This is a genomic window from Bradyrhizobium barranii subsp. barranii (assembly GCF_017565645.3).
In the GTDB taxonomy this organism is placed as follows: Bacteria; Pseudomonadota; Alphaproteobacteria; order Rhizobiales; family Xanthobacteraceae; genus Bradyrhizobium; species Bradyrhizobium barranii.
In genome coordinates, this window is sequence record NZ_CP086136.1 from 22,024 (window position 1) to 47,842 (window position 25,819).

Here is a 25,819-nt window from a genome sequence, read left to right on the forward strand (position 1 = left end):
GGATCATGGAGCCGGTGCGATGACCCTGTCCGTGGACCTCTTCTACTCCTACCGCAGTCCCTTCAGCTATCTGGCGCTGCCGAAGACGCTCAAGCTCGTCGAAGAGTACGATCTCGCGGTGAATCTGCGGCCGGTCTATCCGCTCGCCGTCCGCGTGCCCGGCTTCTTCAAGAAGGCCAGCCCGAACTTCATTCGCTATGTGGTGCTCGACAGCACGCGCGTGGCGCAGCACGAGGGCATCCCGTTCCGCTTTCCGAGGCCCGATCCGATCGTGCAGGACAAGACGACGTTCGATGTTACGGCCGAGCAGCCCTACATCCACCGCCTGACCCGGCTGGGCGCGATGGCGCAGCTCGAAGGCCGCTCGCTCGCATTCACCGATGCGATCGCGCGCGTGCTGTGGGACGGCTCGGTGGCGGGATGGAACGAAGGCGATCACCTCGCGCGCGCCACTGAAGCAGCCGGCTTCGATCTCGCCGCGATGGATGAAGCGATCAGTGCCGACCCCGATCGCTACGAGCGGGTGATCACGGAGAACGAAAAGGACCACGCCGCCTCCGGTCATTGGGGCGTGCCGACCTTCGTGTTCGAGAACGAGCCGTTCTTCGGCCAGGACCGCATCGACCTGCTGGTCTGGCGCATGGTGGCCAAGGGCCTGAACAGGCGCTGATTGTAGTTTTGGACGCGTTTTCTTCACGCGAACCGCTATCCACTTCGCTCGAAAACGCTCTTGCCGGCCGGCATGAACCGGTTTCCCTGAAACTGCGACTGAGACGTGGCGCCCCGATCCCGGCGGCGCGTTCGGAGGGTCGCATGTATCTGGCAAAGTTCTTCCACCGCGCACCCGGCGATGACGATCGCGAGCTGATGCTGGTCCCGGGCAGCGATCCCATGGTGATCGGCGTTCATATGAACTGGAAGGGCGATCCCGACGCGAACGAATTCCTGCGCAAGGAATTTCCTGATATCGCCGGCGCCGCAGCGGCTTTCCGCCGCCATGTCGCCAAGCTGGTCGCGGCCGGCTATGTCGAGACGGACCATACCAACTACACGCTGCGCGACCTCGGGCCCAATCCGCGAGCCAAGCCGGACTGGCAGAAGGGGCTCGATGAGCTGATGATCCTGGCGCTCAGCGCGCCGATCGCCGAGCAGGCCGCGCAGCTCGACGCGCTCAAGGGCACGCCGGCCGAACATGAGCCGTTGTATCTCTGGCACGCCGCTCGCCGCGGCAAGGTCGCCGGTGAAGATCTCGCACAGGCGGCGCGCTTTGCCGAACAGGCGCGCGATACGCTCGTTGCGCGGCGCGCTGCCGGGCAGCCGCATTATGCGTGGTCCATCTATGAGAACGACCTCGAGGGGCGCATCCTGGAATTGTTGAGCGACGTCTATCTTCAGGCCGACAATCCCGAGGCATCACTGAAGACGATCGAGCATCTTTGCAAGACCGCCCCGAACCACACGCGCATCCTCAAGCGCGCCGAGCTGCTCTGCGGCTATTTTCCCGAGCGGCGCGAAGAGGCCTTCGACGACGCCTTTCAATGGTCGCGGTTCGGCGGCTACGAGGACATCATGGCGTTTCCCGGCTATGAGGATTACGAAGCCCAGCGCAAGGCGGGAACATCAAGCAAAGGCTGGCGCTGGAAACCCGGTGCGCCGGCGAGCGAAGCGGACGTGAGCAAAGCGGAGCAGACGCTCGGCGTCCGGCTCCCCGATGACTATCGAAATTTCCTGCTGACACGCGGCGAGACCGAGCTGCTGGTACGGCTGCCTGAATCGTCCTCCGAGCTACGCTTCTATGCACCGGACGAGCTGGCCACGCAGCTGCGCAACGTCCTCGACTTCATTGCTCATTCCGAGGACGAGCTCGAAGAGGCCTGCGCCTATTTCCGTCAGGAATACGGCGTCTCGCTGAAACAGCTGGTGCCGGTTGCCGAGCCGTCGCAGCTCAGCCGCTGCCTGCTGCTCCATGTCGAGCCGGGCGAGCGCTATGGCCAGTGCTTTCAATGGGACCATGACGGCGCATGGGAGTTGGAGCAGAAGCAGCCCGGCTTCGATGTCGCGCTGAAGGCGCTGACCGACGGCATCGAGCAGCGCAACGCGGCAGTGCTCGCTTTCTTCGACCTCTAAAGAATCATTCCGCCACGCGCGCGGACTTGTCGGTCGAGGCTTCCGACCATTCGCCGACGACGCGATCGAGATCGCAGAGGTTCTGGTGCATCTGCTCCAGCGAGAAGCCGATCGCGAAGAAGCGCTCAGCGGTGTCGCCGGGCTGACCGCGGATCAGGCCGTCATGACGGACGGCGGCAACGGCCTCGGCATAATGCTGGAGCGCGACGTGGACCGGATGGATCGCCGGCGCGCCGGCACCCTCGCGCAAGGCAGCAGCGGCGGAGCGAAGGAACCGCGCGATCACGGTCGAGACTTCCGTCAGCGGGGCCGCAAGCCGCATCTGCACCTCGGCCGGCAGCGGCACCACCGTGGCACGGCCGATCATCACGACGTCATGGCGCAGCCGCAGCACGGTGCGCAGCAGCGGGCCGGTGTCGGGCCCGCTCGACAGTCGCGCGGAGCGCTCACGCTCGGCTTCGGCGCCGATGGCATTCATGCCCACCATTGCCGTGCCGATGCCGTCCTGGATCCGGTGCAGCGCATCGTTGTCGCGGCCGCGCGTGAGCCCCGCGAGCAGTTCGGTGAAGGCATCCGCGATCAGCTCGAGCAGCGTGGCCGCGCTGGCGCGGATCTGCCGCACAGCGCGCGACGGCAACACCAGGAATGAGACCAGCAGGCCAGTGATGGCGCCGACCCCGACCTCGCTGACGCGGTCGATCGCCGACGCCATGGGATCGGAATGATGCATGGTCGGAACCAGCAGCACGATGATCGCCGTCACCGTGGCGGCGTTGAGGCTTGGGTTGATCGCAGCCACGAAGGCGAGCGGCGCGACCGCCAGCACCAGCAGCCCCAACAGGCCCGCCTCGGTCGAATAAGGGATCAGGATCGCGATGGCGCCGCCATAGATGGCGCCGCCGATGGTGCCGAGCACGTAGTCGCGCGTCGCCTTCAACGAGCGGCCGACGCTCATCTGGGTCACGATCAGCGAGGTTAGGACGGCCCAGAGTGGCAATAGCAGATGCAGCGCGGTGGCGATCGCATAGGCCGCCACCGCGGCCACCGTGACCCGGATCGCCAATCCGAGTTGCGTCCGCCGCGACCCGATCCGGTCGAACAGCTGTTTTGCAAATGCCATCGTCAGAAGTCCCGATCCTTTTGAAGCCAGGCAAAAGCATGGCTGATGCCCGCGGCCCCAAGGCCGCTTGAAAGGCCAAATCAGCCCGCCTAACTTGCGCGCCAAAACGAGGAAACACGATGGCTCACGAAACCGCAACGCTCGCCGCCTATGTCGTCAATCTGACATACCAGGATATTCCGGTGGAGGTGCTGGATCGCGCCAAGGTGCTGACGCTGGACTTCCTCGGCAGCGCCATCCGGGCCCGCAGCGAGGCGGAATCCACCCCCTCGATCCTGAAGATGCTGGAAGCGCTCGCGCTCGACACCAAGGGTGAGTCCACCGTGTTCGGCGACAGCAAGACCTGGACGCCGGCGGTCGCCGCCCTCCTCAACGGCGCGCTCGGCCATTCCCTCGACTTCGACGATACCCACGCCGATTCCTCGCTGCATCCGAGCGCGCCGGTGGTTCCGGCCGCCTTCGCCGTCGGCGAGATGATCGGCGCCTCGGGCCGCGACGTGCTGACCGCGATCGTGGCGGGCTATGAGGTCTGCTGCCGGCTCGGCAACGCGCTCGACCCGACCTCGCATTATGCGCGCGGCTTCCATCCGACCGCGACCGCCGGCACCTATGGCGCGGCGGCCGCCGCCGGCAAATTGTTCGGCCTGTCCGAGCAGCAGATCATCGCCGCGTTCGGCGTCTCCGGCAGCCAGGCCGCGGGCTCGCTGCAATTCCTGGTCAACGGCGCCTGGAACAAGCGCTACCAGGTCGGCGCCGCCGCGATGAATGGCGTGATCGCCGCGACGCTGGCGCGCAACGATTTCGTCGGCGCGACGGAATCGGTCGAGGGCAAGCACGGCCTGCTCGCCGGCTACACCGACGATGCGCATCCCGACAAGGCGGTGGCCGAGCTCGGCAAGACCTACGAGACCATGAAGATCGGCGTCAAACCATATCCGAGCTGCCGCTACACCCACGCCGCGATCGACGCGCTGATCGCGATGCGGCGCGAGCACAATCTGACGCCGGACCAGGTCAAGCGCGTCGAGATCGGTTTGCACCGGAACGGCATCACCTTGACCGGCGATGCCGCGACCAAGCGGCATCCGACCTCGATCGTCGGCGGCCAGTTCTCGATGTTCTTCACCGGCGCGCTCGCGCTCGACCAGGGCTCGTTCGGCTGGGACGATTACAACCGTCTTGGGGACGCCGCGATCGATGCGCTCGCCGACAAGTTCGACGTGGTGCAGGATGACCGGCTCGAGGTCGGCCGCACCCATCCGTTCGGCGCGCGCGTCAGCATCACGACGGACGATGGCGTGCATGAGCGGCTCTATGCCGATCCTTCCGGAGAGCCGAATTCGTTCCCCGATGCGCAGGCGATGCAGCAGAAGTTTCTGACGCTGGCGCGCCCGGTGCTGAACGCGCGCGCGGAGAAGTTTGCCGACGCGATCATGACGCTGGAGCGGTTCGACCGCGTGGCGAAGGCTACGGAGCTGGGGCGGTAGGAGATTCCCTCCGCGCAGACGGTGCACCCTCGCCCCTTGTGGGAGAGGGTGGATGCGCGAAGCGCAGCCGGGTGAGGGGTTCTCTCCGCGCGCGACTCTCTAGCGGTCTAATTCGCGGATAGAGACCCCTCATCCGGCGCTTCGCGCCACCTTCTCCCACAAGGGGAGAAGCGAAGAGGAGCTCGCACCTCAATCCACCCCCGCCATTTTCCCCTTCTCGCGCGTGGCTGCCACCACATCCCGCACCAGGTCGAACACGCCGTCGGCTTCCGGCGGCCAGTTCGGCGAGCGGCCCAGCCGCACGATCACCAGACGCTCCGAGGGAATGATGATCGTGTACTGCCCGATCGTGCCCTTGGCGAAGAAGGCATCGCGCGGCCAGCCGTGGTCGACACGAAACTTGGCGCCAAAGCTGTCGCCCTGGTTGGTCCAGAAGCCTGCGCCGATCCCGACCCAGGCATTCGGCGTGGCTGACGCCGCGTAATTCACCCAGCCCTCGGGGAGGATACGCTTGCCGCCGGCGACGCCGTCATTGAGATAGAACTGACCGAAGCGCGCCCAGTCGCGCGCGGAGGCCAGCATCTCGCTCGATCCCTCGATCGTGCCGGCGCCGTCGAGCTGGAGCGTGACGTGGCGCATGCCGAGCGGCGCGAACAATTCGCGGCGCGCGAAGCGCAGCGCGTCGGCGGGGTTGCCGCCGGCGGCGTTGCGGATCAGGTGCGCGAGCATGATGGTGTTGCCGTCGTGATAATTCCACACCGTGCCCGGCGCGGTCGCAAGCGGCATGCTCGCAGCATAAGCGGCCATGTCGTCCTCGATGAATTTCATGCGATTGACCGGTTCGAAGGCGGAGCCGAGCGAAGCCTGCAGCGAGCTGCCGAGCGCGAGGCCCGCGGTGTGCCGCAGCAGCTGGTCGACGGTGATGGCGTGGCGGGGATCGTTCGGGTTTTTCCAGGCGGCGACCGGCGCGGGCTCGTCGAGCTTGAGCTTGCCCTGGCGCACGAGAATGCCTGTTAGCGCCGAGATCACCGACTTCGTCATGGAGAAGCCGAGCAGGGGCGTCTCCGGCCCGACACCATCCGCATAACGCTCGGCGATGACGCGGCCCGACTTCATGACGACGATGGCGCGGGTGCGGCGGGTGGGCGGTTGCGCGGGTTCGGTGAAGGCGCGATCGAGTGCGGCCGATAGCCCCTCGCTTTGCGGCGGCACGATCGAAGGTCCCGCGATCTCGGGGAGCAATGCGGGCTGTTTGTCATCGACCGGCGGCGCGACGTCGGCGATATCAGCGCCGTGCTCGAGCGTGCAGCCCAGCCCCTCGCGATAGACGGCATGGCTACGGCCGAGGCCGAACAGCGTCACGGTGACGTCCTTGCGCACCCGGTCGATCCGGTAGTCCATCGCCCAGGTGATCAGGCCCGTGCCGGGCATCGCGTCGGTGGTCTCGGTGAAGGTGCGCTGCGGATCGAGGCCGGAGACAAATGTCTCGGCGCAGAGAATGTCGGCGAGGAAGCCGGTGGCGACCTGCGGCGCGTTGCGCGCGCGAGCCGCGCCGAATGCGAGGCCGATACAGGCGACGGCGGTGGTCAGGAGGATGATCTTGCGGCGGCGGGTCACGGGCTTTCTCCGGCTTCGGGGAACGTGCCGGGCAGGAAGCCGGAGCGGGCGGAGGAGTGCTCGCCGGATTTGGAAAATGGACTGGCTGAAACTGAACCGGGCTGGTCGATTCTGGAATTTCGGCGTGATTGGAAAGGGTTAGAGCTTACGCCGCACTCACCTTGAGCCGCCGATATTCCGTCGGCGTCACGCCCGTCACCGCCTTGAAGGCGCGGTTGAAGGGACCGAGCGATTGGAAGCCGGCGTCCATCGCGATGGTGATGACGGGGACCTCGGCCTGCGCGGGATCGGCGAGCGCCGCCTTGGCTTCCTCGATTCGGTGGTTGTTCAGGAACACATTGAAATTGCGGTAGCCGAGCCGCTGGTTGATCAGCCGGCGCAGCCGGTATTCGGGAATTTTCAGCCGGCCCGCCAGCGCGCCGATGGTGATGTTCTCCTGGCGATAGATCCGTTCGTCCGCCATCAGCCGCATCAGGGCATCGATTAGCTTCTGGTCGGCGGCTTCATCGGTGGCTGCGGGATGGCTCAGAACGACCGCTGGCGTGATGCCCGTGTTCGCCGGAAACAGGTCCGCGCCATCGACACGCATCATCGCGTAGGCGATGGCCGCGACGACGCAGGCCAGCACGCCGGCATTGATGGTGTTGGCGGCATCGCCGACGTCGCTGCCGGCGACGGCAATCTGGAGCAGTGCGTTCAGTCCACCATAGAGCGCGGCGGCGCAGACGATGAAGACGCGGGCACGCCGCCGGCGCTCGACCAGGTCGGCCGGCCACGAAGTGATCGTCTGCCCCACCGCGAGCGCGATGAAGCCGAGCACGATCAGGTTCACCACGGTGACGGAGAAGCGCACATGGCCGCCCGGCGCGATCCAGACGCACCCGGCGAAGCTGAAGGCTGTCACCAGAGCCCAAATCAACCCATGCCACCAGCGCAAGCGAAAATCGTCGTCGAACAGCGCGCGCGTGAACAGCCAGAACACCACGATATTGCCGGTCGACAGTGCGATCAGCGGCGCATGCCAGGCCGGCACCAGCGACGTCACGCCGACCGAATAGCTCACCGCATGCGCGGCCGAGCCGAGCGCGAAAGCTGCGCCGAGGCGAGCCGCCAGCACGTTGCGGAAGTCCGAGAACAACGATGCCGCCAACACCAACAGCAGCGCCACTGCGCCGGCGCGAAAGGCAAGTTCGAGATGGGCAAGCAGCATCCGGTCGACCCGATCGCGCACGCACGCGCGTGACGCGAACCTAGTTCAGATCAAAGACCGATTCAATTTCGCCGGGTCCACGCGGCGCGCGACGTGATCCAGGCGTCGGCCGGCTTGCCGAACAGATCGATCTCGCGCTCCTTCCGGGCTCCCAGGCTGCGCGCCACGCCCTGCGACGGTGTATTCGTGCTCTCGATACAGTGCATGATCTCGTCGATCTCAAAGCTGTCGAACACCCAGTCGATCGATGCGCTGGCCGCTTCCACCGCATAACCTTTGCCGCGGAATTCCCTGGCGATGCCCCAACCGACCTCGAAGCCGGGCCAGCCCGGCGGGCACCACGGACCAACCCGCCCGATGTAGCTGCCGCTCGATTTCTCCTCGACCGCAAACATGCCGAAGCCGTGGAGCGCCCAGTGTCCGGAGATCACGGCCGCGTTACGCCAGCCGGCAATCTCGGTCGTGACCGGCTTGCCGTCGGCGGCGATGAAGCGGGCGGTGCCGGGATCGGACAGCATCGCTGCGTTCGGTGCAATATCGCCCGCGCGCCATGGCCGCAGGATCAAATGTTCCGTCTCGATTCTGGGGCCTGTGACCTCGAGCAGCCTGGCGCCTGGCTTGAGCGGTGGGATCATCGGTCTTCTCCCGTTCCCGACATTGTTCTGTTACGATCATACCAGCAAGAAACAGGAGACCAAGATGAGCTGGCAACCCTCGAACGATCCCGTGCTCGGCGATCCCATGTCCTGCGACGCGCTCGATCTCGTCATCGTGCCTCGCACCCGCGACCTCGGCGACGGGTTCGTGGTGCGCCGCGCGCTGCCGCACGGTAAGCGGCAGATGGTCGGGCCCTTCATCTTCTTCGATCATTTCGGCCCCGTGCAGTTCGTCTCCGGCAAGGGCATGGACGTGCGGCCGCATCCGCATATCGGGCTTGCCACCGTCACCTATCTGTTCGACGGCTCGATTATGCATCGCGACAGCGAGGGCAACGTCCAGGAGATAGCGCCCGGCGCGATGAATCTGATGACCGCCGGCCGCGGCATCGCCCATTCCGAGCGCACCCCGGACGCGCAGCGCGCCTCGGGCCAGCAGATGCTGGGCCTGCAAAGCTGGATCGCGCTGCCGGCCGGATCCGAAGAGATCGCGCCGTCGTTCCAGCATTACGGCGCGGGCGATCTGCCGATGATTTCCGAGCGCGATTTCACCGCGCGGGTGATCGCGGGCTCCGCGTTCGGCATCACCTCGCCGGTTACGATGGTGTCGCCCTGGTTCTACACCGAGGTCACGGCGGTCGCGGGCGCCAGCGTGCCGCTCGACCCCGACCATGAGGAGCGCGCCATCTACGTCGTCGACGGCGAGGTCGAGATCGCGAACGAGCGTTATGAGGGGCCGCGGCTGCTGATCTTCCGGCCCGGCGACCACATCACCGTGAAGGCGCTGAAGGCGACGCGCATGATGTTTCTCGGTGGCGATGCATTGGAAGGCCCGCGCCACATCTGGTGGAATTTCGTCTCCTCCAGCAAGGAGCGGATCGAGCAGGCCAAGCAGGACTGGAAAACCGGCCGCTTCGCCGCGGTTCCGCAGGAACATGAGTTCATTCCGCTGCCGGAATAGGCTATCCCGATTTAGGCCGTACCATCCAGTGCGGCCTGAATCCCCTGTCCGAAGGACTTGTCTGCGAAGGCCCTGCCGATGACCGCCATGCTCTCCAGTGACCTGCCCCTGCCCAAGATCGGACGCGGCAAGGTGCGCGATATCTACGCCGTCGACGACGACCGCCTGCTGCTCGTCACCACCGATCGCATCAGCGCCTTCGACGTCGTGATGGGCGAGACCATCCCGATGAAGGGCGCGGTGCTGACCCAGATCAGCGCATTCTGGTTCAACGAGCTCGAAGGCGTGGTGCCGCATCACATGATCAGCGCCGACGCCGACGAGATCATTGCCGCCGTGCCGGCCTTGAAGCCGCATCGCGCCGAGATCCTCGGCCGTGCCATGCTGTCGCGCCGCACCACCGTCTTCCCGATCGAATGCGTGATCCGCGGCTATCTCTCGGGATCGGCCTGGAAGGAATATGCCGCCAGCGGCACGCTGGCCGGCGAGAAGCTGAAGGCGGGCCTCGTCGAGAGCGAGAAGCTGGAGCCTTCGATCTTCAGCCCGGCGACCAAGGCCGAGACTGGCCATGACGAGAACATCACCATCGCCAAGATGCGCGAAGTCGTCGGCGACGAGGTCGCCTACACGCTCGAGAGCATGACGCGCGCGGTCTATACGCTCGGCGAGGAGCTCGCCCGCGAGCAGGGCATCATCATCGCCGACACCAAGTTCGAGTTTGGCCGCGACAAGGACGGCCGTATCATCCAGATCGACGAAGGCATGACGCCGGATTCTTCGCGCTTCTGGGCGGTCGATGCCTACAAGCCCGGCCAGCCGCAGGCGAGCTTCGACAAGCAGCCGTTGCGCGACTATCTCGACGTCGAGCGCCACGCCGGCCGCTGGAACGGCGACGCGCCGCCGCCCCCGCTGCCCGCCAGCGTCGTGGACGCAACCAGCAAGCGCTATCTCGAAGCTTACAGGCGCGTGACGGGGAAAGAGCTGAAGATTTAGCACGGCTGTTTCGTCTCGCTCCGTCATTGCGAGCGAAGCGAAGCAATCCAGAATCCCTCTGCGGTAACGGTCTGGATTGCTTCGTCGCTTCGCTCCTCGCAATGACGGGATTGGAAAGCTGTTCGCCACACCCTCAACTGTCATCGCCCGGCTTGACCGGGCGATCCAGTATTCCAGAGACGGCGATGGGATACGGAGAGGCTGCGGCGTACTGGATTCCCCGCTTTCGCGGGGAATGACAGCGGTGGGTCCACCATATGGTTGACCATTCACACATCATGAACGGAGATCCTCACCGCAAAACTGTCGGATATTTCACAGTTACAAGAATCCAGTTGCGCTAGGCCCGTACTCGTCTACGTCTCGGAACGGGACTTTTCAGGGGCGAGCGCAACGGCGTGACCGATCCAGCAATTATTTTCAGCCCGGCTTCGCGATTCAATCCGGCCCTCAAGCGTGCGTTGAATGATATATTGGGCGGAACGGCGGCCAGCGTCCTGACCGTCACCTTCGGGCTGTCCTATTCGCTGCTGATCTTCGCCGGGCCGCTCTCGCCTTACCTGTCCTACGGAATCACGGCGACGTTCGTCAGTTCCGCGGTGCTCGCGGTCGTCATCGGGCTCGGCAGCTCCCTGCCCTTCGCAGTTGGTGCCCCCGACAGCTCGACCGCGGCGGTGACTGGAATCCTGGCGGCCTCGGTGGTCGAACGCCTCGAGACGGCGAACCTGTCGGCACCGCTGCTCTCGCCGGTTCTTGTCACGCTCGGCCTGTCGACGGTGCTGACCGGATTGGTGCTGTGCGGATTGGGCCTGACGCGGCTGGGCCGCGCCATCCGCTACGTGCCCTATCCCGTCGTCGGCGGCTTCCTCGGCGCCACCGGACTTCTCATCGCCCTGGGCGCGGTGCGGGTGATCACCAACCACCCGCTCCAGTTCACGACGCTGACGCACTTCGCCAACGGCACCACATTGCTCGAGCTGGGCGCCGCCTGCGCGATGGCGCTGGTGCTGTACCTGACCTGGCATCGCTCGCGCAGCCCGTTCGGACTGCCGATCATCCTGGTCGGCGGCGTGCTCACGGCGCATCTGGCGTTCTGGATCACCGGTGTTTCATTCGATCACGCCCGCGCCCTGGGCTGGACGTTTCAGCCGCCGCCGCAGGCGGTCTTCGTGCTGCCCTGGCACACCGACGATCTCGCCCGCTATCCCTGGTTTGCCGTGCCGGACCTGCTCGGCAACGTGGTTGCCGTCATCTTCGTCACGGCCTCCAGCACGCTGTTCAACACCACCGGCATCGAGGTTGCCGTGCATCGCGAGGCCAATCTGGAGCGCGAGCTGAACGTCACCGGCGCCGCCAATATCCTGACCGGCATGCTGGGTGGCTATGCCGGCTGCAGCTCGATCAGCCGTTCGATCCTCAATTTCTCCAGCGGCGGCCGCGGGCGCTTGTCCGGCCTCACGGTCGCGGCGCTGTCCCTGCTGATGCTTGCCGTCGCGCCCGATCTGCTCGGCTTCATCCCGAAATTCGTCATCGGTGGCCTTCTGCTCTATCTCGGTGCCGACCAGCTCCACAAATGGATCATCGAGTCGCGCAAGCGGCTCTCGAAGCTCGAATATCTCTCCCTGATCGCGATCATCGCGATCATCGTCGCCTGGGGCTTCGTGCCGGGCATCCTGATCGGCGTGATCATCGGCTGCGCGACGTTTGCGTTCAGCGCCGCTCGGGTGGAGTCGATCAAGTACAGTTTCGACGGCTCGGAATATCGCTCCTCGCTCGACCGCTCGCGCGACGACCAGGACGTGCTGCTCGCCCATGGCGGCAACATCCGGGGCCTGAATTTGCAGAGCTATCTGTTCTTCGGCTCCGCCAACCGGCTCTACCAGCACGTCAAGCAGCTGCTCCAGGAGCGCCCGGAGTGCCGTTATCTGCTGTTCGACTTCAAGCTCGTCACCGGCGTCGATTCCTCGGCTGCCTACAGCTTCGCCCAGATCAAGCGCAGCGCGCATGACCTCGGCGTCGAGCTGATCCTGGTGCACCTGTCGGCGGCGGCCGAGAAGGTGCTGCGCTCCAGCGACTTCATCGGCGAGGGCGTCACCATCATCGGCGAGCTCGATCATGCGCTGGAATGGTGCGAGAATGAGATCATCTCGCAGCATCAGGGGCGGGAGCAGGAAGAGGCCAGCCTGCGCGACTGGTTCACGGGGATACTCGACAGCGAGGCCGACGCCGACGCGCTGATCCACCGCTGCCAGCGCCTCGAGGTCGAGGCCGGCGACATCATCGTGCAGGCCGGCGACCCCGCCGATTCCATGCATTTCATCCTCGACGGCCGCGTCGGCATCATGGTCCCCGCCGACGACGACCGCACCACGCGCGTGCGCAGCCTGGGACGCTACACCACGATCGGCGAGATGGGCCTGGTGTCGAACTCGCCGCGCAGCGCGACGATCCAGGCCGAGGTCGCCAGCGTGCTCTACGTGCTCAACACGCTCCAGTTCGACGCCATCAGGGACGAGGACCCCGCGCTCAGCCACAAGCTGCTGACCTACTTCGTGTCGGTCATGGCCGAGCGGCTGACGTTCGCGAACCGCACGATTGCGGTGCTGAGGCGGTGACGGGCGCGCAGCCCGGATGGAGCGGAGCGCAATCCGGGCTACACGCTATTGGTCCCGCGGATTTACAAATCCATGAAGCTGCCGAATGCGGTCACCGTCCAACACCGCCATGTCGACGCCTGTGGCGGCAGGTGTTGCGGCTCCGGGCGCAGCCAGCGTCCAGCCGAACAGGACCTGATCGTGATGCGCGTTCACGTGACCGGCGAGCGTGAAGCGGAGATCCGGAAGTCTCGCTTGCAAGGCTTGCACCAGGCGCTCGATCGCATCCTTTCCAGCCACCGAGTCATTCGGATCGATATAGACGCACGCGTCGCTGAAGACTCTGTCGATCAGCAACCGGCGCTTCCCGGCATCTCTCTCGTTCCAGACCGCGATGTAGTTCTGGACGAGATTGGTCACCTGTCCACTCATTTTGCTTCCTTCCCTGTCGCATCCATGTCTGCTACTTGCGAAAGTGTGTCGCGAACCATCGTGTCCAGGCTGCTCGCGGTGACGCCCAGCAGTTTCTCTGTATCGCCGGCATCGAGCAAAAGCGGCTTTTCGAACAAATAGGCCATCTCGATCCCTTCGCTGAAACCGATGCCTTCCAGCTCAGCCGGGGCGAGTCGCGACAGGCGAGGAGTGTCGATCTTCAGCGCGGCTGCGAATCTCCGTACCAGTTCGCGCACCGACGCCGACTGCGACGGAACGTGAAAGGCGCGGCCCCATTCTCCAGTGAAGCGCGACGCCGCAACCAGCGTCTTCGCCGTGTCCTTGGTGAAAGACCAGGCATGCGCGGCATCCGGATCGCCGAGGAAGGCAACCGGCTCGTTCCTAAGCAGCGACGGCAACGCCAGCAGGGAAAAATAGGCGACTGCGCCGTCGCCGAGATAATCGCTCGCCCGCACTTCAAGGGCGGGAACGCTCGATCGCAACGCACGCTGCCACATGATGTGCCGGGTCGTGCCCTTTCGGGTGGTCGGGTCCGGCGCCAGGTCCGGCGTGAGAGGGCTCGCAGCTCCCGCGCCATAGCCATAGACATTCCCGACCACGAGCAGCCTGGCACCAACCTGCTCGGCCGCCTTGACCGTTCCGTCCATGATCGGAAAGAAGTCGGTCGGCCAACGATGATAGGCCGCCATCGCGCACATGAAGACCGCATCCGCGCCCTTGCTGAGTACCGCCAGCTGTGCGGCATCGGTGGCATCCGACGAAACCGTACGCACATCGCCGGCATTGAGCGATCCGGCATTCCTGCTGGTCAGGATGACACTGTGCCCTTCTTCCGCCAGAAGGCGCGCGGTTTCGCGCCCGACCGGGCCGGTTCCCACAATCACGTAGTGACTCACTTGGCATCCTCATTTGTCGGGAAACGACAGATGAGTTCTTTGACGCCGGCGCCGTTGAAAATCGCGCACGATCCGCCAAATATCGAACACGTTCCGCCAAGATCTGGAGCCTGACCCATGCGTGCGAGATCGAGTTCGGCGTCAACATCGGCCGGCGCCACCGCTGCGGCCAGGCGAACCGAGCCTGACGCCGTTGCGCTGGAGCCGATCGGCGATCACCGCATCATCATCCACCTCAGCCGGGCGACGCGCTCATTCTGTCTCGAGACCGGGGAGCATTTTCTACGTCAGGCCGGCGATATCGATGTGGTTCCGTCCGGCGCCATCGGCGGCTTCGTGGCTGAGACGCCCTACCAGTCGCTTCAGATCCGGCTCGCACCAGGCATGCTGGACCATGCAGCATCAAGGAGCCGACAATTGGCAGCCGCCCGGCTCACGCATCATCATATGCTGCGGAATGACCGCATCGTTCTGCTTGGACAGGCTCTCGAAAGCGACGTGAAAGCGGGCTCGCCGAGCGGCCCGTTGTTTGCCGAAAACGTGGGAATGGCCCTGGCGGTCGAATTGATCAACCTGGTGAATGATCCGCCGGGAGAGGCCATCCGCCTCTCGAACGCGCAGCTCCAGAGAGTCCTCGCCTATATCGATGCAAATCTCGACCAGCCGCTCACAATCGACATTCTCAGCCGCGAGGCCGGCGTCAGCAGCTCGCATCTACGGACCTGGTTCAAGGCGGCCATGGATGTCACGATTCATCGCTACATCCTGAGAAGGAGAGTGGAGCACGCGCGCCAGCTCCTCCTTCAAGGCGATCGCAAGCTAAGCGATGTTGCCCTCGAAGCGGGCTTTGCCCATCAGTCCCATCTGGCCAAATGGATGCGACGCGAGCTCGGACGCAGTCCCAGCGAACTACGTCGAAGCAAGGACTGATCGGCGAGGCCCTACACCCCCGCCATCATCACGTATTTGATCTCGACATATTCTTCCATGCCGTGACGCGAGCCTTCGCGGCCAAGGCCGCTTTCCTTGACGCCGCCGAAAGGCGCGACTTCGGTCGTGATCAGGCCGGTGTTGACGCCGACCATGCCGGATTCCAGCGCTTCGGCGACGCGCCAGACGCGGCCGAGATCGCGCGAGTAGAAGTACGAAGCCAAGCCAAACGGCGAGGCGTTGCACATCGCGATCACATCGGCCTCGTCCTTGAAGCGGATCACCGGCGCGAGCGGGCCAAACGTTTCTTCCTGCGCCACCAGCGAGTCCGCCTTGACGTCGGCAAGCACCGTCGGCTCGAAGAAGGAGCGGCCGAGCTCGCTGCGCTTGCCGCCGGTGACGACCTTGGCGCCGCGCTTGACCGCGTCCGCGATGTGGCGCTCGACCTTGTCGACCGCTTTCAAATTGATCAGCGGGCCCTGCGTGACGCCGCTCTCGGTGCCATCGCCGATCTTCATCGCCGCGACCTTCTTCGAGAGCTTCTGCACGAACTCGTCGTAGATCTTGTCCTGGGCGTAGATGCGGTTGGCGCAGACGCAGGTCTGACCCATGTTGCGGTATTTCGAGACGATCGCGCCTTCGACCGCGGCATCGATATCGGCATCGTCGAACACCACGAACGGCGCATTGCCGCCGAGCTCGAGGCCGAGCCGCTTCACGCCGACGGCGGCCTGCTGGTAGAGGATCTTGCCGACCGCGGTCGAGCCGGTGAAGCCGACGAAGCGCACCGCCGGATGCTCGCACAGCACCTTGCCGATCGGCGGCGCGTCACCGGTGATGATGTTGAGCACGCCCTTGGGCACGCCGGCCTTCTCGGCGAGCACGGCCAGCGCCAGCGCCGAGAGCGGCGTCTCGTTGGCAGGCTTCAACACCACGGTGCAGCCGGCCGCCAGCGCCGGCGAAACCTTGCGGGTAATCATCGAGTTCGGGAAATTCCACGGCGTGATCGCGCCGCAGACGCCGATCGGCTGCTTGATCGCGAGCAGGCGCGCATCGGGCCGCTGCGTCGGGATGGTCTCGCCATAGACGCGACGGGCTTCCTCGGCGAAGAACTCGATATAGGCGGCACCGATATCGACCTCGCCGAGCGCCTCGGAGAGCGGCTTGCCCTGCTCGGAGGTGAGGATCAGCGCGAGATCCTCGCGGTTGGCGATGATCAGCTCGAACCATTTGCGCAGGATGTTGGAGCGCTGCTTGGCGGTGTGCTTGGCCCAGGCCGGAAAGGCGCGCTCGGCGGCCTCGACCGCCTTGGTCGTATCGTCCGCACCAAGCTGCGGAACCTTCGCGAGCTCGATGCCGGTCGCGGGATTGTTCACCGCGAAGACCGGCGAGCCGACCCAGGCGCCGTCGATGTAGCAGGCCTCCTTCAGCAACGACGGATCCTTCAACCGGTCGCGCAGATTGGACGTGGCTTGCGGGGCGCGTGCGGCGGCAGTCGGGGTCATGGCGTTACTCCTCGGGGCGCGATCGGATCGGCCCCGAATATAGGGACAGACGGCGCGCAATGCACCGTCCCGCAACGCACATCTGCTGGGAGTTAAAGTGGCAACGGCGCGGTTATGCCGCGCCTCATATAGGTCTCGCGCCGGCCGATCATGCGCTCGGCGGCTGCCTTGGCGTCGGCCTTCGAGGACGTCGCGCACGTCCGGTATTCGAGATCGGGAACGTCCGAGGTGTCGCGGCGGCCGAACCAGGATTTCGAGCCCACCGGCAGCAGCGCCAGCGCCTGCGCCAGATTGTCGACGGCGCCGAACGAATAGAGCGCGCCGGTGCCGGCGATCCGGACCTCGTAAATGCTGGGCGAAATCGGCGCCTCGAGATTGTCGCCCCGTCCGGGACGGGGATAGCGCTTCCATTCGCTCCAGGTCGAAATCATCTGAGGTCCCCCTCGCGGTCATGAACGACCGCTAATATTTGCATCAAGTCTTAACGTTGGCCGTCGATTGGCCGCGTGCGGAAACGCCGCAACGCACAAAATGTTTCAAGTGCTTCAAACACGTGAAACATATCGCCAGAGCCCATCCACGGTCACGGTGAGTTGCGGCCATCCACCGCAGATTGTGACGGAGTGTTGCAGTTCAGCCCTCTCTCGTCCTGCGCAGGCCACGGACCGTCAAGTCACGACATCGCGACCGGCGCGGGCATCTGGACGCGCTTGCCGCGCGGACCGTGCAGGAGGACAATCATTCACTTCCAACAATAATCAAACCGGAGGAAACGCGTATGCAAAGCAAAGCCCAGATCGACGAGATCCTGCGCCAGAAGAGCGACGCCAAGGAGATTCCCGGCGTCGTCGCGATCGCCGCCAGCGGCAACGACGTGATCTATCAAGGCGCGTTCGGCAAGCGCGACCTGTCCAAGCCCGATGCGATGACCGACGACAGCGTGTTCTGGATCGCGTCGATGACGAAGGCGGTGACATCAGCGGGCGCGATGCAGCTCGTGGAGCAGGGCAAGCTGTCGCTGGATGCGCCGATCGGTTCGGTGCTGCCCGACCTCGCCAAGCCGCAGGTGCTCGAAGGTTTTGATGCCAAGGGCGAGCCGAAGCTGCGACCGGCGAAGGGCGCGATCACGCTGCGCCAGCTCATGACCCACACCGCCGGTTTTGCTTACAATGTGTGGAACGGCGATCTCGCGGTCTATCTGGAGAAGACCGGAACCCCGAACATCTTCTCCTGCCAGGACGTCGCGCTGAAGACGCCGATCATGTCTGATCCCGGTACGCGCTGGGAATACGGCATCAACATCGACTTCGTCGGCAAGGCAGTGGAAGCCGTGAGCGGCAAGCGGCTCGATGCCTATCTGCGCGACAATCTCTTCACTCCGCTCGGTATGAGCGACACCGGCTTCAAGATCACCGACGACATGCGCCAGCGGCTGGTCGCCACCCATGCTCGCGGCGAGGATGGATCGCTGGCGCCGATCCCGTTCGAGATCGAGCAGAATCCGGAATTTTGCATGGGCGGCGGCGGCCTTTACGGCACTGCCGGCGACTACATCAAGTTCACCCAGATGATCCTCAACAAGGGCCGCGGCAACGGCAACCAGGTGCTGAAGCCCGAGACGGTCGCGCTGATGGGCCAGAACCACATCGGCGATCTCACCATTGGCAAGATGACGACGGTTGCGCCCATGTACACTAACGATGTCGATCTCTTCCCCGACATCGTGAAGAAGTGGGGGCTGTCCTTCCTGATCAATACTGCCAAGACGCCGGAGGGCCGCAGCGCCGGCAGCCTCGCCTGGGCCGGTCTCGCCAACACCTATTTCTGGATCGACCCGGCGCGCGATGTTTCCGGCGTGATCCTGATGCAGGTGTTGCCGTTCGTCGACGCCAAGTGCATCGAGGCCTTCACGGGATTCGAGCGTGGCGTGTATGCCGGGCTCGATGCGGGCAGCGGGAAGAAGGCGGCCTAACCCCTTAGTATGAGGCGCGCGGCGTCGCGCGCCTTCGCTGCAATGGATAACCTCGTGCCAAGGCCATCGGCTTCAGGCACGAGGCAAGAGCTTTGAGGAGACGAGCTTGGCGGACAATTTGGCTGATAAAGCCGACAGCTATGTTTGCGGCATCTCGGACACGCCGCTGCTCGGCCAAACCATCGGCCGCAGCCTTGACCGCGCCGTGCGGCGCTGGGGCCATCGCGAGGCGCTGGTCTCGCCTAGCCACGGCGTGCGATGGACCTGGACGGAATTCGCCGAACGGGTCGACGCGCTCGCCGCCGGCTTTCTCGCGCTCGGCCTCGAGCGGGGGCAGCGGATCGGCATCTGGTCGCTGAACCGGCCGGAATGGACGCTGACCCAGTTCGCCGCCGCCAAGGCCGGCCTGATCCTGGTGACGATCAATCCCGCCTACCGTTTGAGCGAGCTGGAGTTCGCGCTGCGCAAGGTCGGCTGCAAGGCGATCGTCACGGCGACCGTGTTCAAGACCAGTCATTACATTGAGATGCTCAACACACTGCTGCCGGAACTGGCCGGCGCCAAGCCCGGACAACTCAACGCAGCGCGACTGCCGGACCTGCGGATGGTGATCCAGATCGGTGGCCCCGCGGCATCGGGCACGATCCCGTTCGAAGAGGTCGCGCGCATGGGCGGAGCGCAGCATCGCGAGCAGCTCACTGCACTCGGCGCTGCCTTGCAGTTCGACGATCCCGTCAACATCCAGTTCACCAGCGGCACCACGGGATCGCCCAAGGGCGTGACGCTGACGCACCACAATATCCTCAACAATGGCTATTTCACCGGCCGTGCGATGCACCTGACCGAGCAGGATCGCATCTGCATTCCGGTGCCGCTCTATCACTGCTTCGGCATGGTGATGGGCAACCTCGCCTCCGTCACGCTCGGCACGACGATGGTATATCCCGGCGAGGGCTTCGATCCGCTCGCGACGCTGCGCGCGGTCGAGCAGGAAAAGTGCACGGCGCTGTACGGCGTGCCGACGATGTTCATCGCGGAGCTCGATCACCCCGAATTCCCAAAGTTCGACCTGACATCGCTGCGCACCGGCATCATGGCGGGCGCGCCCTGCCCGATCGAGGTGATGAAGCGCGTCAACACCGAGATGAACATGCGCGAGGTCACCATCGCCTACGGCATGACCGAGACCAGTCCGGTCAGCTTCCAGAGCGCGACGGACGACCCGCTCGAACGGCGCGTCTCTACCGTCGGACGGATTCATCCGCATGTCGAGGTCAAGGTCGTCGATCTCGAGGGCAGGATCGTCAAGCGCGGCGAACGCGGCGAGCTCTGCACCCGCGGCTACAGCATCATGCTGGGCTATTGGGAGGAGAAGGAAAAGACGGCGGACGTGCTTGATGCCAATGGCTGGATGCACACCGGCGATCTCGCCACCATCGACGACGAGGGCTATTGCAACATCGTCGGCCGCATCAAGGATCTGGTGATCCGCGGCGGCGAGAACCTCTATCCGCGCGAGATCGAGGAATTCCTGTATCGCCACCCCAAGATTCAGGACGCGCAGATTTTTGGCGTGGCAGACACCCGCTATGGCGAGGAGCTCTGCGCCTGGATCCGCGTCAGGCCGGGCGAGACGCTGACGGCCGAGGAGGTTCGCGCGTTCTGCGACGGCCAGATCGCGCACAACAAGATCCCGCGCTATGTGGAGTTCGTCGACGAGTTTCCGATGACCGTGACCGGCAAGATCCAGAAATTCGTGATGCGCGACGCGGTGGAGCAGCGGCTGGGATTGAAGGCGGCGAAGACGGCGTGAGGGGCTGAGTGCTCTCGCCACAGCACGACTGTCATTCCCCGCGAAGGCTGGGAATCCAGTACGCCGCGGCTTCTCGATGAACCACTAAGGTCTCGGAGTACTGGGTCGCCCGGTCAAGCCGGGCGACGACAGCGGAGAATGAGGCGGCGTCGCCTTAAACAGTCAACCCGCGCTGCTGCGCCAGCTCCTTCAGCGATACCTGCGGACGCGCGCCGATGTGCTGGATCACTTCGGCAGCCGCGAGCGCGCCGAGCTCGCCGCACTGCTTGTGCGCAAGGTTACGCGCGAGACCGTACAGGAAGCCGGCGGCGAAGAGATCACCGGCGCCGGTGGTGTCCACCAGCTTCGCGATCGGTGAGGCCGGCGCTGCGACGGCCTCGGTCGGCGTCACCACCACGCAGCCCTTCTCGCTGCGGGTGACCACGCCGAGCTTGACGTCGTTGCGCAGCTGCTTCAGGGCGGTGTCGAAGTCCGAGGTCGTGTAGAGCGAATGCAGCTCGGATTCGTTGGCGAACACGATGTCGACGGTGCCGTTGCGCATCAGTCCGAGGAATTCGTCGCGATAGCGATCGACGCAGAACGAATCCGACAGCGTCAGCGCCACCTTGCGCTTGGCATCATGCGCGATCTGGGCGGCCTTGACGAAGGCGTCCTTGGCGTTCTTGGGGTCCCAGAGATAGCCTTCGAGATAGACGATGCCGGCCGACGCGATCTCGGCCGGATCGATGTCGGCGGGCGACAAATCCTGCGCGGCACCGAGATAGGTGTTCATGGTGCGCTCGCCGTCATCAGTGACCAGAATGTAGGAACAGCCGGTTGCAGGGCCATCCTTCGCAGCGGGCGTGTTGAAGGCGGCGCCGGCGGCGCGGATGTCGTGGACATAGAGCTTGCCGATCTGGTCATCCTTGACCTTGCCGACATAGGCCGCGCGTGCGCCGAGGCTGCCGATGCCGACGATGGTGTTGGCGGCAGATCCGCCCGAGACTTCGGTCGCCGGCCCCATGTCCTTGTAGATGGCGGCGGCCCGCGCCTCGTCGATCAGGGACATGCTGCCCTTGGTCATGCCGTGCTTGACCAGAAAAGCCTCGTCGGTCTTGACCAGCACGTCGAACAGCGCGTTGCCGATGCCGAGAACGTCATATTTCACGTCAGCCATTCACCTTGATCCTGTTTGCCGGATTGCGATACCCGCGGAAATCCGGTTCCTGTCGGTCTGAAATCTGGCCCGCGGCCTATCACGACCGGCCCCAAGCGGGCAAGCAACGGTATTATGTCGGCGCAATGATCCGCTCTTTCCTGACAGTTTCAACGGGAACACTGGCCTCGCGGCTGCTGGGCTTTGCGCGCGATTCCATGATTGCCGCTCTGTTGGGCACGGGCGCCGTGGCCGATGCGTTTCTGGCGGCGTTCCAGCTCGTCAATGTGGTGCGGCGGCTGCTCAGCGAGGGGGCGCTGAACGCGGCCCTGATCCCGGCCTGGCTGCGCGTCCGTGACCGTGATGGCGAAGAGGCCGCTTCCGCCTTCGCGGGACGCGTGCTCGGCACGGTCAGCGCGGCGCTGATCGCGATCTCGATCGTGATTGCGCTGCTGATGCCACTGATCATCACGGTGATCGCGCCCGGATTTCTGGGTAGCGGCACGCTCGATCTCGCCGTCGCGAACGCGCGGCTGATGCTGCCCTATCTCGCCTTCGCCGGACCCGTCACGGTGCTGATGGGGCTGCTCAATGCGCAGGGGCGCTTTGCACTCACGGCATTCTCGCCGCTGCTGTTCAACATCGCGCTGATTGCGGCCATTGCGATGCTGCTCGTCTGGCATGCCGACGCCGGCTTCGCAGCATGGATGCTGGCGGCGACCGTCGGCGTGGCCGGACTGCTGCAATTGCTGATGCTGCTGTCGCAGCGAAGCGCGCGACTGGCGACGCCGCTGCGGATCAGCTTCGACCAGGAGATGCGCGGCTTTTTCGCCAAGGCAATCCCCGGCATGATCGCAAGCTCGGGCCCGCAATGGCTGATGGTCGCGGGCGCGATCATCGCCTCTGCAACGCCCTCCGCCGTGTCCTGGCTCTATTTCGCCAACCGCCTGATCGAGCTGCCGCTCGGTATCGTCGGTGTCGCCATGGGCACCGTGCTGGTGCCAGAGCTGACGCGCGCGGTGCGTAGCGGCGACCGTGACGCCGTGGCGCATGCGGAATCGCGGGCGCTGGAACTGGCAACCGGGCTGGCGCTGCCGGCGACGCTCGGCCTGATCGTTCTGGCCGAGCCGATCGTGCGGCTGTTGTTCGAGCATGGCGCGTTCGGCGCGGACGACAGTACGGCCACCGCGCATGCGCTGATGTGGCTGGCGCTGGGCCTTCCGGCGCATGTGCTGATCAAGGCGCTGTCGCCGGCCTACTTTGCCCGCAGCGACACGATGACGCCGCTGCTGGCGACCGCCAAGGGCTTTGTGGTCGCGATCGCCCTCGCTGTCGTGCTCGGACACGTCCTTGGCGCGAGCGGAATCGCTGCCAGCATCACGGCCGGCGCCTGGAGCAGTGCGATCTCGCTGCTGCGGAAAGGCACCAGCGAGTTCGGCTTCTCGGTCGATGCGGCCGCCCGCAACCGGCTGCCGCGGATCGTGCTCGCCGCGCTCGCCATGGGCGCCCTGCTCTGGCTGACGACCGGTCTGTCGCCCGCCGAGGCGCATGGGCTGATCCGCTTCATCGTCCTGGGCGTGCAGATCGCGGCCGGAATCGCCGTCTATGGCGTGCTCCTGCAGGTCCTCGGGGCGGCCTCGTGGCGCGAGGCGGCTAACGTGCTGAAGCGCCCGCCCCGGACCGAGCCCGAGGCGTGACGCCATCGAATTACCCTTGACGGGGCAGCGCCGCTGTTGGAAACGACGGCCGAATACCTTCCAGGAAGACTTACCATGGCATTCGTTGAACGGGTCTTTTCGGGCGTCCAGCCGACGGGCAATCTGCATCTCGGCAATTACCTCGGCGCGATCGTGAACTTCGTGAAGATGCAGGAAACCCATAACTGCATCTATTGCGTCGTCGACATGCACGCGATCACGCAAGGCGTGGACGTCTGGGGCGGACCGGTCAAGCTCGCGCGCAACACCCGCGAGGTGACCGCGGCGTTCATCGCGAGCGGCATCGATCCGAAGAAGCACATCGTGTTCAACCAGAGCCAGGTCTCGGGCCACGCCGAGCTCGCCTGGATCTTCAACTGCGTCGCGCGCATGGGCTGGCTCGGCCGCATGACCCAGTTCAAGGAGAAGGCCGGCAAGGACCGCGAGAACGCGTCAGTTGGCCTCTTCGACTATCCCGTGCTGATGGCCGCCGACATTCTGCTGTACCGCGCCACCCACGTTCCGGTCGGCGAGGACCAGAAGCAGCATCTCGAGCTCTCGCGCGACATCGCGCAGAAGTTCAACAACGACTTTGGTGACTCGATCCGCAACCTCGGCGCCAATGACGGCCTGTTCTTCCCGCTGCCGGAACCGCTGATCACGGGACCGGCGACGCGCGTGATGAGCCTGCGCGACGGCACCAAGAAGATGTCGAAGTCGGACGCGTCCGACAATTCGCGCATCAATTTGACCGACGACGCCGACACCATCGCGCAGAAGGTACGCAAGGCGAAGACCGATCCGGAGCCGCTGCCGTCAGAGGAAAAGGGCCTGGAAGCGCGCCCCGAGGCCGACAATCTCGTCGGCATCTTCGCCGCGCTCTCCGGCCGCTCCAAGGCCGACGTGCTGCGCGAATTTGGCGGCGGCCAGTTCTCCAGCTTCAAGAATGCGCTGGTGGATCTGTGCGTCACGAAACTCTCCCCGATCGCCGGCGAGATGAAGCGCCTCGTCGCCGACCCCGGCCATATCGACGCGATCCTGAACGATGGCGCCGACCGGGCCCGCGCGATCGCCGACGAGACCATGAAGCTCTCGAAGGACATCGTCGGCTTCATCCGCCGGCGCTGATCTCCCGCATTTGCGAAACCCGGCCGGCGCCCACTGCGCCGGCCGCTTCTCCTCTCCCCAAGCGTGGGGGAGTGTGGCAGCATGCCGGCCGTGCACATTCCGGGACATGCATGACCAGCAAGCGACTTTGCTTCGAGCCGGGTCACAAGCCCAAATGCCTCGTGATCGTCGATGACACCGCCGAATGGGATCGCGCGGTCTACTATGCCAGCCGCTGGGCGATCCGCGCCGGCGGCGGCGTGGTCATGCTGCGCATCATCGAGCCTGAGCAGCAGAGTCAGGAATGGCTAGGGGTGGCCGAGATCATGCGCGCCGAGGCGCAGGAGGCGGCGGAAGCCGCGCTCGACCGCGCCGCCGGCCGCGCCAACGGCATCGCCGCGATCACGCCGGAGCGGGTGATCCGCGAAGGCGATGCAATGGAACAACTGCTCGCCGTGATCGACGAGGACCCCGACATCGCCATGCTGGTGCTCGCCGCCAATCCCGGCGCGGAGGGTCCGGGACCGCTGGTCTCGCTGCTGGCGCATGAACTGGGCACGTTCCCGGTGCCGGTGACGATCATCTCGGGCGCGCTGAGCGATGGAAGCGTGGATTCGCTGTCGTAGGCGTCCCTATCTGGACTGCGGCCAGCCAGATATCCGTCATGCCCGGGCTTGTCCCGGGCATCCACGTTCTTGGCGCCACGAAGCAAGGCGTGGATGGCCGGGTCAAGCCCGGCCATGACGGCGCGGAAATATTAAAGTGTCCTAACCCGCTGATATCGCAACGAAACGTCCTACCTACCCCTTGACCGTGCGTTCCCCGTCGCCATCTGCTACTGGATAGCTTACGCGCCGGCCTTGAACCGGCGACGTCTGGAGAAAACCATGTTCATTCAAACCGAAGCCACCCCCAATCCCGCCACGCTGAAGTTCATTCCCGGTCGCGTCGTCGTCGACGGCGGCCCGATGGAATTTTCGAGCCGCGAATCGGCCACGCGCTCGCCGCTGGCCGAAAAGCTGTTCGACGTGCCCGGCGTCACCGGCGTGTTCTATGGATCGGATTTCATCACCGTGACCAAGGCGAACGGTGAATGGCAGCAACTCAAGCCCGCGATCCTCGGCGCCATCATGGAGCACTACATGTCCGGCGCGCCGTTGCTCGCCGATGGCGCGGCTCCAAGCGATGCCGACCTCGACGACGAGGATGAGTTCTTCGACGAGTCCGATGCCGAGACGGTCGACATGATCAAGGATCTGATCGAGACCCGCGTGCGGCCCGCGGTCGCCAATGACGGCGGCGACATCACCTTCCGCGGCTTCAAGGACGGCATCGTCTATCTCAACATGAAGGGCTCATGCGCCGGCTGCCCGTCATCGACCGCGACGCTCCAGCACGGCATCCAGAATTTGTTCAAGCATTTCGTGCCTGACGTGGTCGAAGTCCGGCCGATGTAGGCGAAGTGCCGTAGGGTGGGCGAAGGCGCGCTTGCGCCGTGCCCACCATGCAATCATCGCGAAAAGAAGAGGTGGGCACGCTTCGCTTT

At 65.0% G+C, this 25,819-nt stretch carries 22 protein-coding genes; 13 read left to right on the forward strand and 9 right to left on the reverse strand.

The window, feature by feature from the left end; genetic code table 11:
• Positions 1 to 19: 19 nt before the first annotated feature.
• Complete coding sequence (locus J4G43_RS00085) at positions 20 to 670, forward strand: 2-hydroxychromene-2-carboxylate isomerase (RefSeq protein ID WP_208083698.1); 651 nt, start codon at positions 20 to 22, stop codon at positions 668 to 670.
• 143 nt (positions 671 to 813) lie between these two features.
• Entirely contained in the window at positions 814 to 2,127 is a 1,314-nt protein-coding gene (locus tag J4G43_RS00090; protein WP_208083699.1) for an SMI1/KNR4 family protein, read from the forward strand.
• Between the two features lie 4 nt (positions 2,128 to 2,131).
• Here the strand turns inward: J4G43_RS00090 and J4G43_RS00095 are convergent, their stop codons facing one another.
• Entirely contained in the window at positions 2,132 to 3,247 is a 1,116-nt protein-coding gene (locus J4G43_RS00095) for an FUSC family protein (RefSeq protein WP_208083700.1), read from the reverse strand.
• A gap of 119 nt (positions 3,248 to 3,366) precedes the next feature.
• On the opposite strand from J4G43_RS00095, the gene J4G43_RS00100 reads away from it, so the two are divergent.
• Positions 3,367 to 4,734 carry an MmgE/PrpD family protein gene (locus tag J4G43_RS00100; protein WP_208083701.1) on the forward strand — a complete coding sequence of 456 codons (1,368 nt, stop codon included), beginning with the start codon at positions 3,367 to 3,369 and terminating at the stop codon, positions 4,732 to 4,734.
• A 189-nt stretch (positions 4,735 to 4,923) separates the two neighbouring features.
• Here J4G43_RS00100 and J4G43_RS00105 read toward each other — a convergent pair whose 3' ends face one another.
• The 3 genes from J4G43_RS00105 to J4G43_RS00115 all read right to left on the reverse strand — a co-directional run bounded on the left by J4G43_RS00105 (position 4,924) and on the right by J4G43_RS00115 (position 8,196).
• Positions 4,924 to 6,351 carry a serine hydrolase domain-containing protein gene (locus tag J4G43_RS00105; RefSeq protein WP_208083702.1) on the reverse strand — a complete coding sequence of 476 codons (1,428 nt, stop codon included), beginning with the start codon at positions 6,349 to 6,351 and terminating at the stop codon, positions 4,924 to 4,926.
• A gap of 145 nt (positions 6,352 to 6,496) precedes the next feature.
• Positions 6,497 to 7,561: a helix-turn-helix domain-containing protein gene (locus J4G43_RS00110; protein ID WP_208089215.1), complete on the reverse strand. Its 1,065-nt coding sequence runs from the start codon at positions 7,559 to 7,561 to the stop codon at positions 6,497 to 6,499.
• A 62-nt stretch (positions 7,562 to 7,623) separates the two neighbouring features.
• Positions 7,624 to 8,196, reverse strand: a complete 573-nt coding sequence (locus tag J4G43_RS00115; RefSeq protein WP_166347542.1) for a GNAT family N-acetyltransferase — start codon at positions 8,194 to 8,196, stop codon at positions 7,624 to 7,626.
• A gap of 64 nt (positions 8,197 to 8,260) precedes the next feature.
• Between J4G43_RS00115 and J4G43_RS00120 the strand changes: the two genes are divergently transcribed.
• The 3 genes from J4G43_RS00120 (at position 8,261) to J4G43_RS00130 (ending at position 12,786) form a co-directional block, all read left to right on the forward strand.
• Positions 8,261 to 9,178: a pirin family protein gene (locus J4G43_RS00120; RefSeq protein WP_038935859.1), complete on the forward strand. Its 918-nt coding sequence runs from the start codon at positions 8,261 to 8,263 to the stop codon at positions 9,176 to 9,178.
• Between the two features lie 78 nt (positions 9,179 to 9,256).
• Positions 9,257 to 10,171, forward strand: a complete 915-nt coding sequence (locus J4G43_RS00125) for a phosphoribosylaminoimidazolesuccinocarboxamide synthase (protein WP_208083703.1) — start codon at positions 9,257 to 9,259, stop codon at positions 10,169 to 10,171.
• A gap of 398 nt (positions 10,172 to 10,569) precedes the next feature.
• Positions 10,570 to 12,786, forward strand: coding sequence for an SLC26A/SulP transporter family protein (locus J4G43_RS00130; protein WP_208083704.1), 2,217 nt, complete (start codon positions 10,570 to 10,572; stop codon positions 12,784 to 12,786).
• Positions 12,787 to 12,831: 45 nt separating this feature from the next.
• On the opposite strand, the gene J4G43_RS00135 is transcribed toward J4G43_RS00130, so the two are convergent.
• Positions 12,832 to 13,185, reverse strand: coding sequence for a nuclear transport factor 2 family protein (locus tag J4G43_RS00135; protein ID WP_167767947.1), 354 nt, complete (start codon positions 13,183 to 13,185; stop codon positions 12,832 to 12,834).
• A gap of 8 nt (positions 13,186 to 13,193) precedes the next feature.
• Complete coding sequence (locus J4G43_RS00140; protein WP_208083705.1) at positions 13,194 to 14,114, reverse strand: NAD(P)H-binding protein; 921 nt, start codon at positions 14,112 to 14,114, stop codon at positions 13,194 to 13,196.
• A gap of 306 nt (positions 14,115 to 14,420) precedes the next feature.
• Between J4G43_RS00140 and J4G43_RS00145 the strand changes: the two genes are divergently transcribed.
• Positions 14,421 to 15,044 carry a helix-turn-helix domain-containing protein gene (locus J4G43_RS00145; RefSeq protein ID WP_208083706.1) on the forward strand — a complete coding sequence of 208 codons (624 nt, stop codon included), beginning with the start codon at positions 14,421 to 14,423 and terminating at the stop codon, positions 15,042 to 15,044.
• 11 nt (positions 15,045 to 15,055) lie between these two features.
• Here the strand turns inward: J4G43_RS00145 and J4G43_RS00150 are convergent, their stop codons facing one another.
• Both J4G43_RS00150 and J4G43_RS00155 read right to left on the reverse strand, forming a co-directional pair.
• Positions 15,056 to 16,549: an NAD-dependent succinate-semialdehyde dehydrogenase gene (locus tag J4G43_RS00150; protein ID WP_208083707.1), complete on the reverse strand. Its 1,494-nt coding sequence runs from the start codon at positions 16,547 to 16,549 to the stop codon at positions 15,056 to 15,058.
• A 92-nt stretch (positions 16,550 to 16,641) separates the two neighbouring features.
• Complete coding sequence (locus tag J4G43_RS00155; RefSeq protein WP_208083708.1) at positions 16,642 to 16,980, reverse strand: hypothetical protein; 339 nt, start codon at positions 16,978 to 16,980, stop codon at positions 16,642 to 16,644.
• 347 nt (positions 16,981 to 17,327) lie between these two features.
• Here J4G43_RS00155 and J4G43_RS00160 point away from each other — a divergent pair, with 347 nt between their 5' ends.
• On the forward strand, positions 17,328 to 18,521 hold the full coding sequence (locus J4G43_RS00160; RefSeq protein ID WP_208083709.1) for a serine hydrolase domain-containing protein: 1,194 nt from the start codon (positions 17,328 to 17,330) through the stop codon (positions 18,519 to 18,521).
• Positions 18,522 to 18,639: 118 nt separating this feature from the next.
• On the forward strand, positions 18,640 to 20,334 hold the full coding sequence (locus J4G43_RS00165; RefSeq protein ID WP_208089216.1) for an AMP-binding protein: 1,695 nt from the start codon (positions 18,640 to 18,642) through the stop codon (positions 20,332 to 20,334).
• Positions 20,335 to 20,488: 154 nt separating this feature from the next.
• On the opposite strand, the gene J4G43_RS00170 is transcribed toward J4G43_RS00165, so the two are convergent.
• Positions 20,489 to 21,490 (reverse strand): adenosine kinase, encoded by a 1,002-nt coding sequence (locus J4G43_RS00170; RefSeq protein WP_208083710.1) that lies wholly within the window; start codon positions 21,488 to 21,490, stop codon positions 20,489 to 20,491.
• A gap of 125 nt (positions 21,491 to 21,615) precedes the next feature.
• Here J4G43_RS00170 and murJ point away from each other — a divergent pair, with 125 nt between their 5' ends.
• The 4 genes from murJ (at position 21,616) to J4G43_RS00190 (ending at position 25,730) form a co-directional block, all read left to right on the forward strand.
• On the forward strand, positions 21,616 to 23,166 hold the full coding sequence (gene murJ / locus J4G43_RS00175; RefSeq protein ID WP_208083711.1) for a murein biosynthesis integral membrane protein MurJ: 1,551 nt from the start codon (positions 21,616 to 21,618) through the stop codon (positions 23,164 to 23,166).
• Between the two features lie 75 nt (positions 23,167 to 23,241).
• Positions 23,242 to 24,294 carry a tryptophan--tRNA ligase gene (gene trpS, locus J4G43_RS00180; RefSeq protein WP_208083712.1) on the forward strand — a complete coding sequence of 351 codons (1,053 nt, stop codon included), beginning with the start codon at positions 23,242 to 23,244 and terminating at the stop codon, positions 24,292 to 24,294.
• Positions 24,295 to 24,404: 110 nt separating this feature from the next.
• Positions 24,405 to 24,899, forward strand: coding sequence for a universal stress protein (locus J4G43_RS00185; protein ID WP_063980124.1), 495 nt, complete (start codon positions 24,405 to 24,407; stop codon positions 24,897 to 24,899).
• A 261-nt stretch (positions 24,900 to 25,160) separates the two neighbouring features.
• On the forward strand, positions 25,161 to 25,730 hold the full coding sequence (locus J4G43_RS00190; RefSeq protein ID WP_208083713.1) for a NifU family protein: 570 nt from the start codon (positions 25,161 to 25,163) through the stop codon (positions 25,728 to 25,730).
• Positions 25,731 to 25,819: the final 89 nt, after the last annotated feature.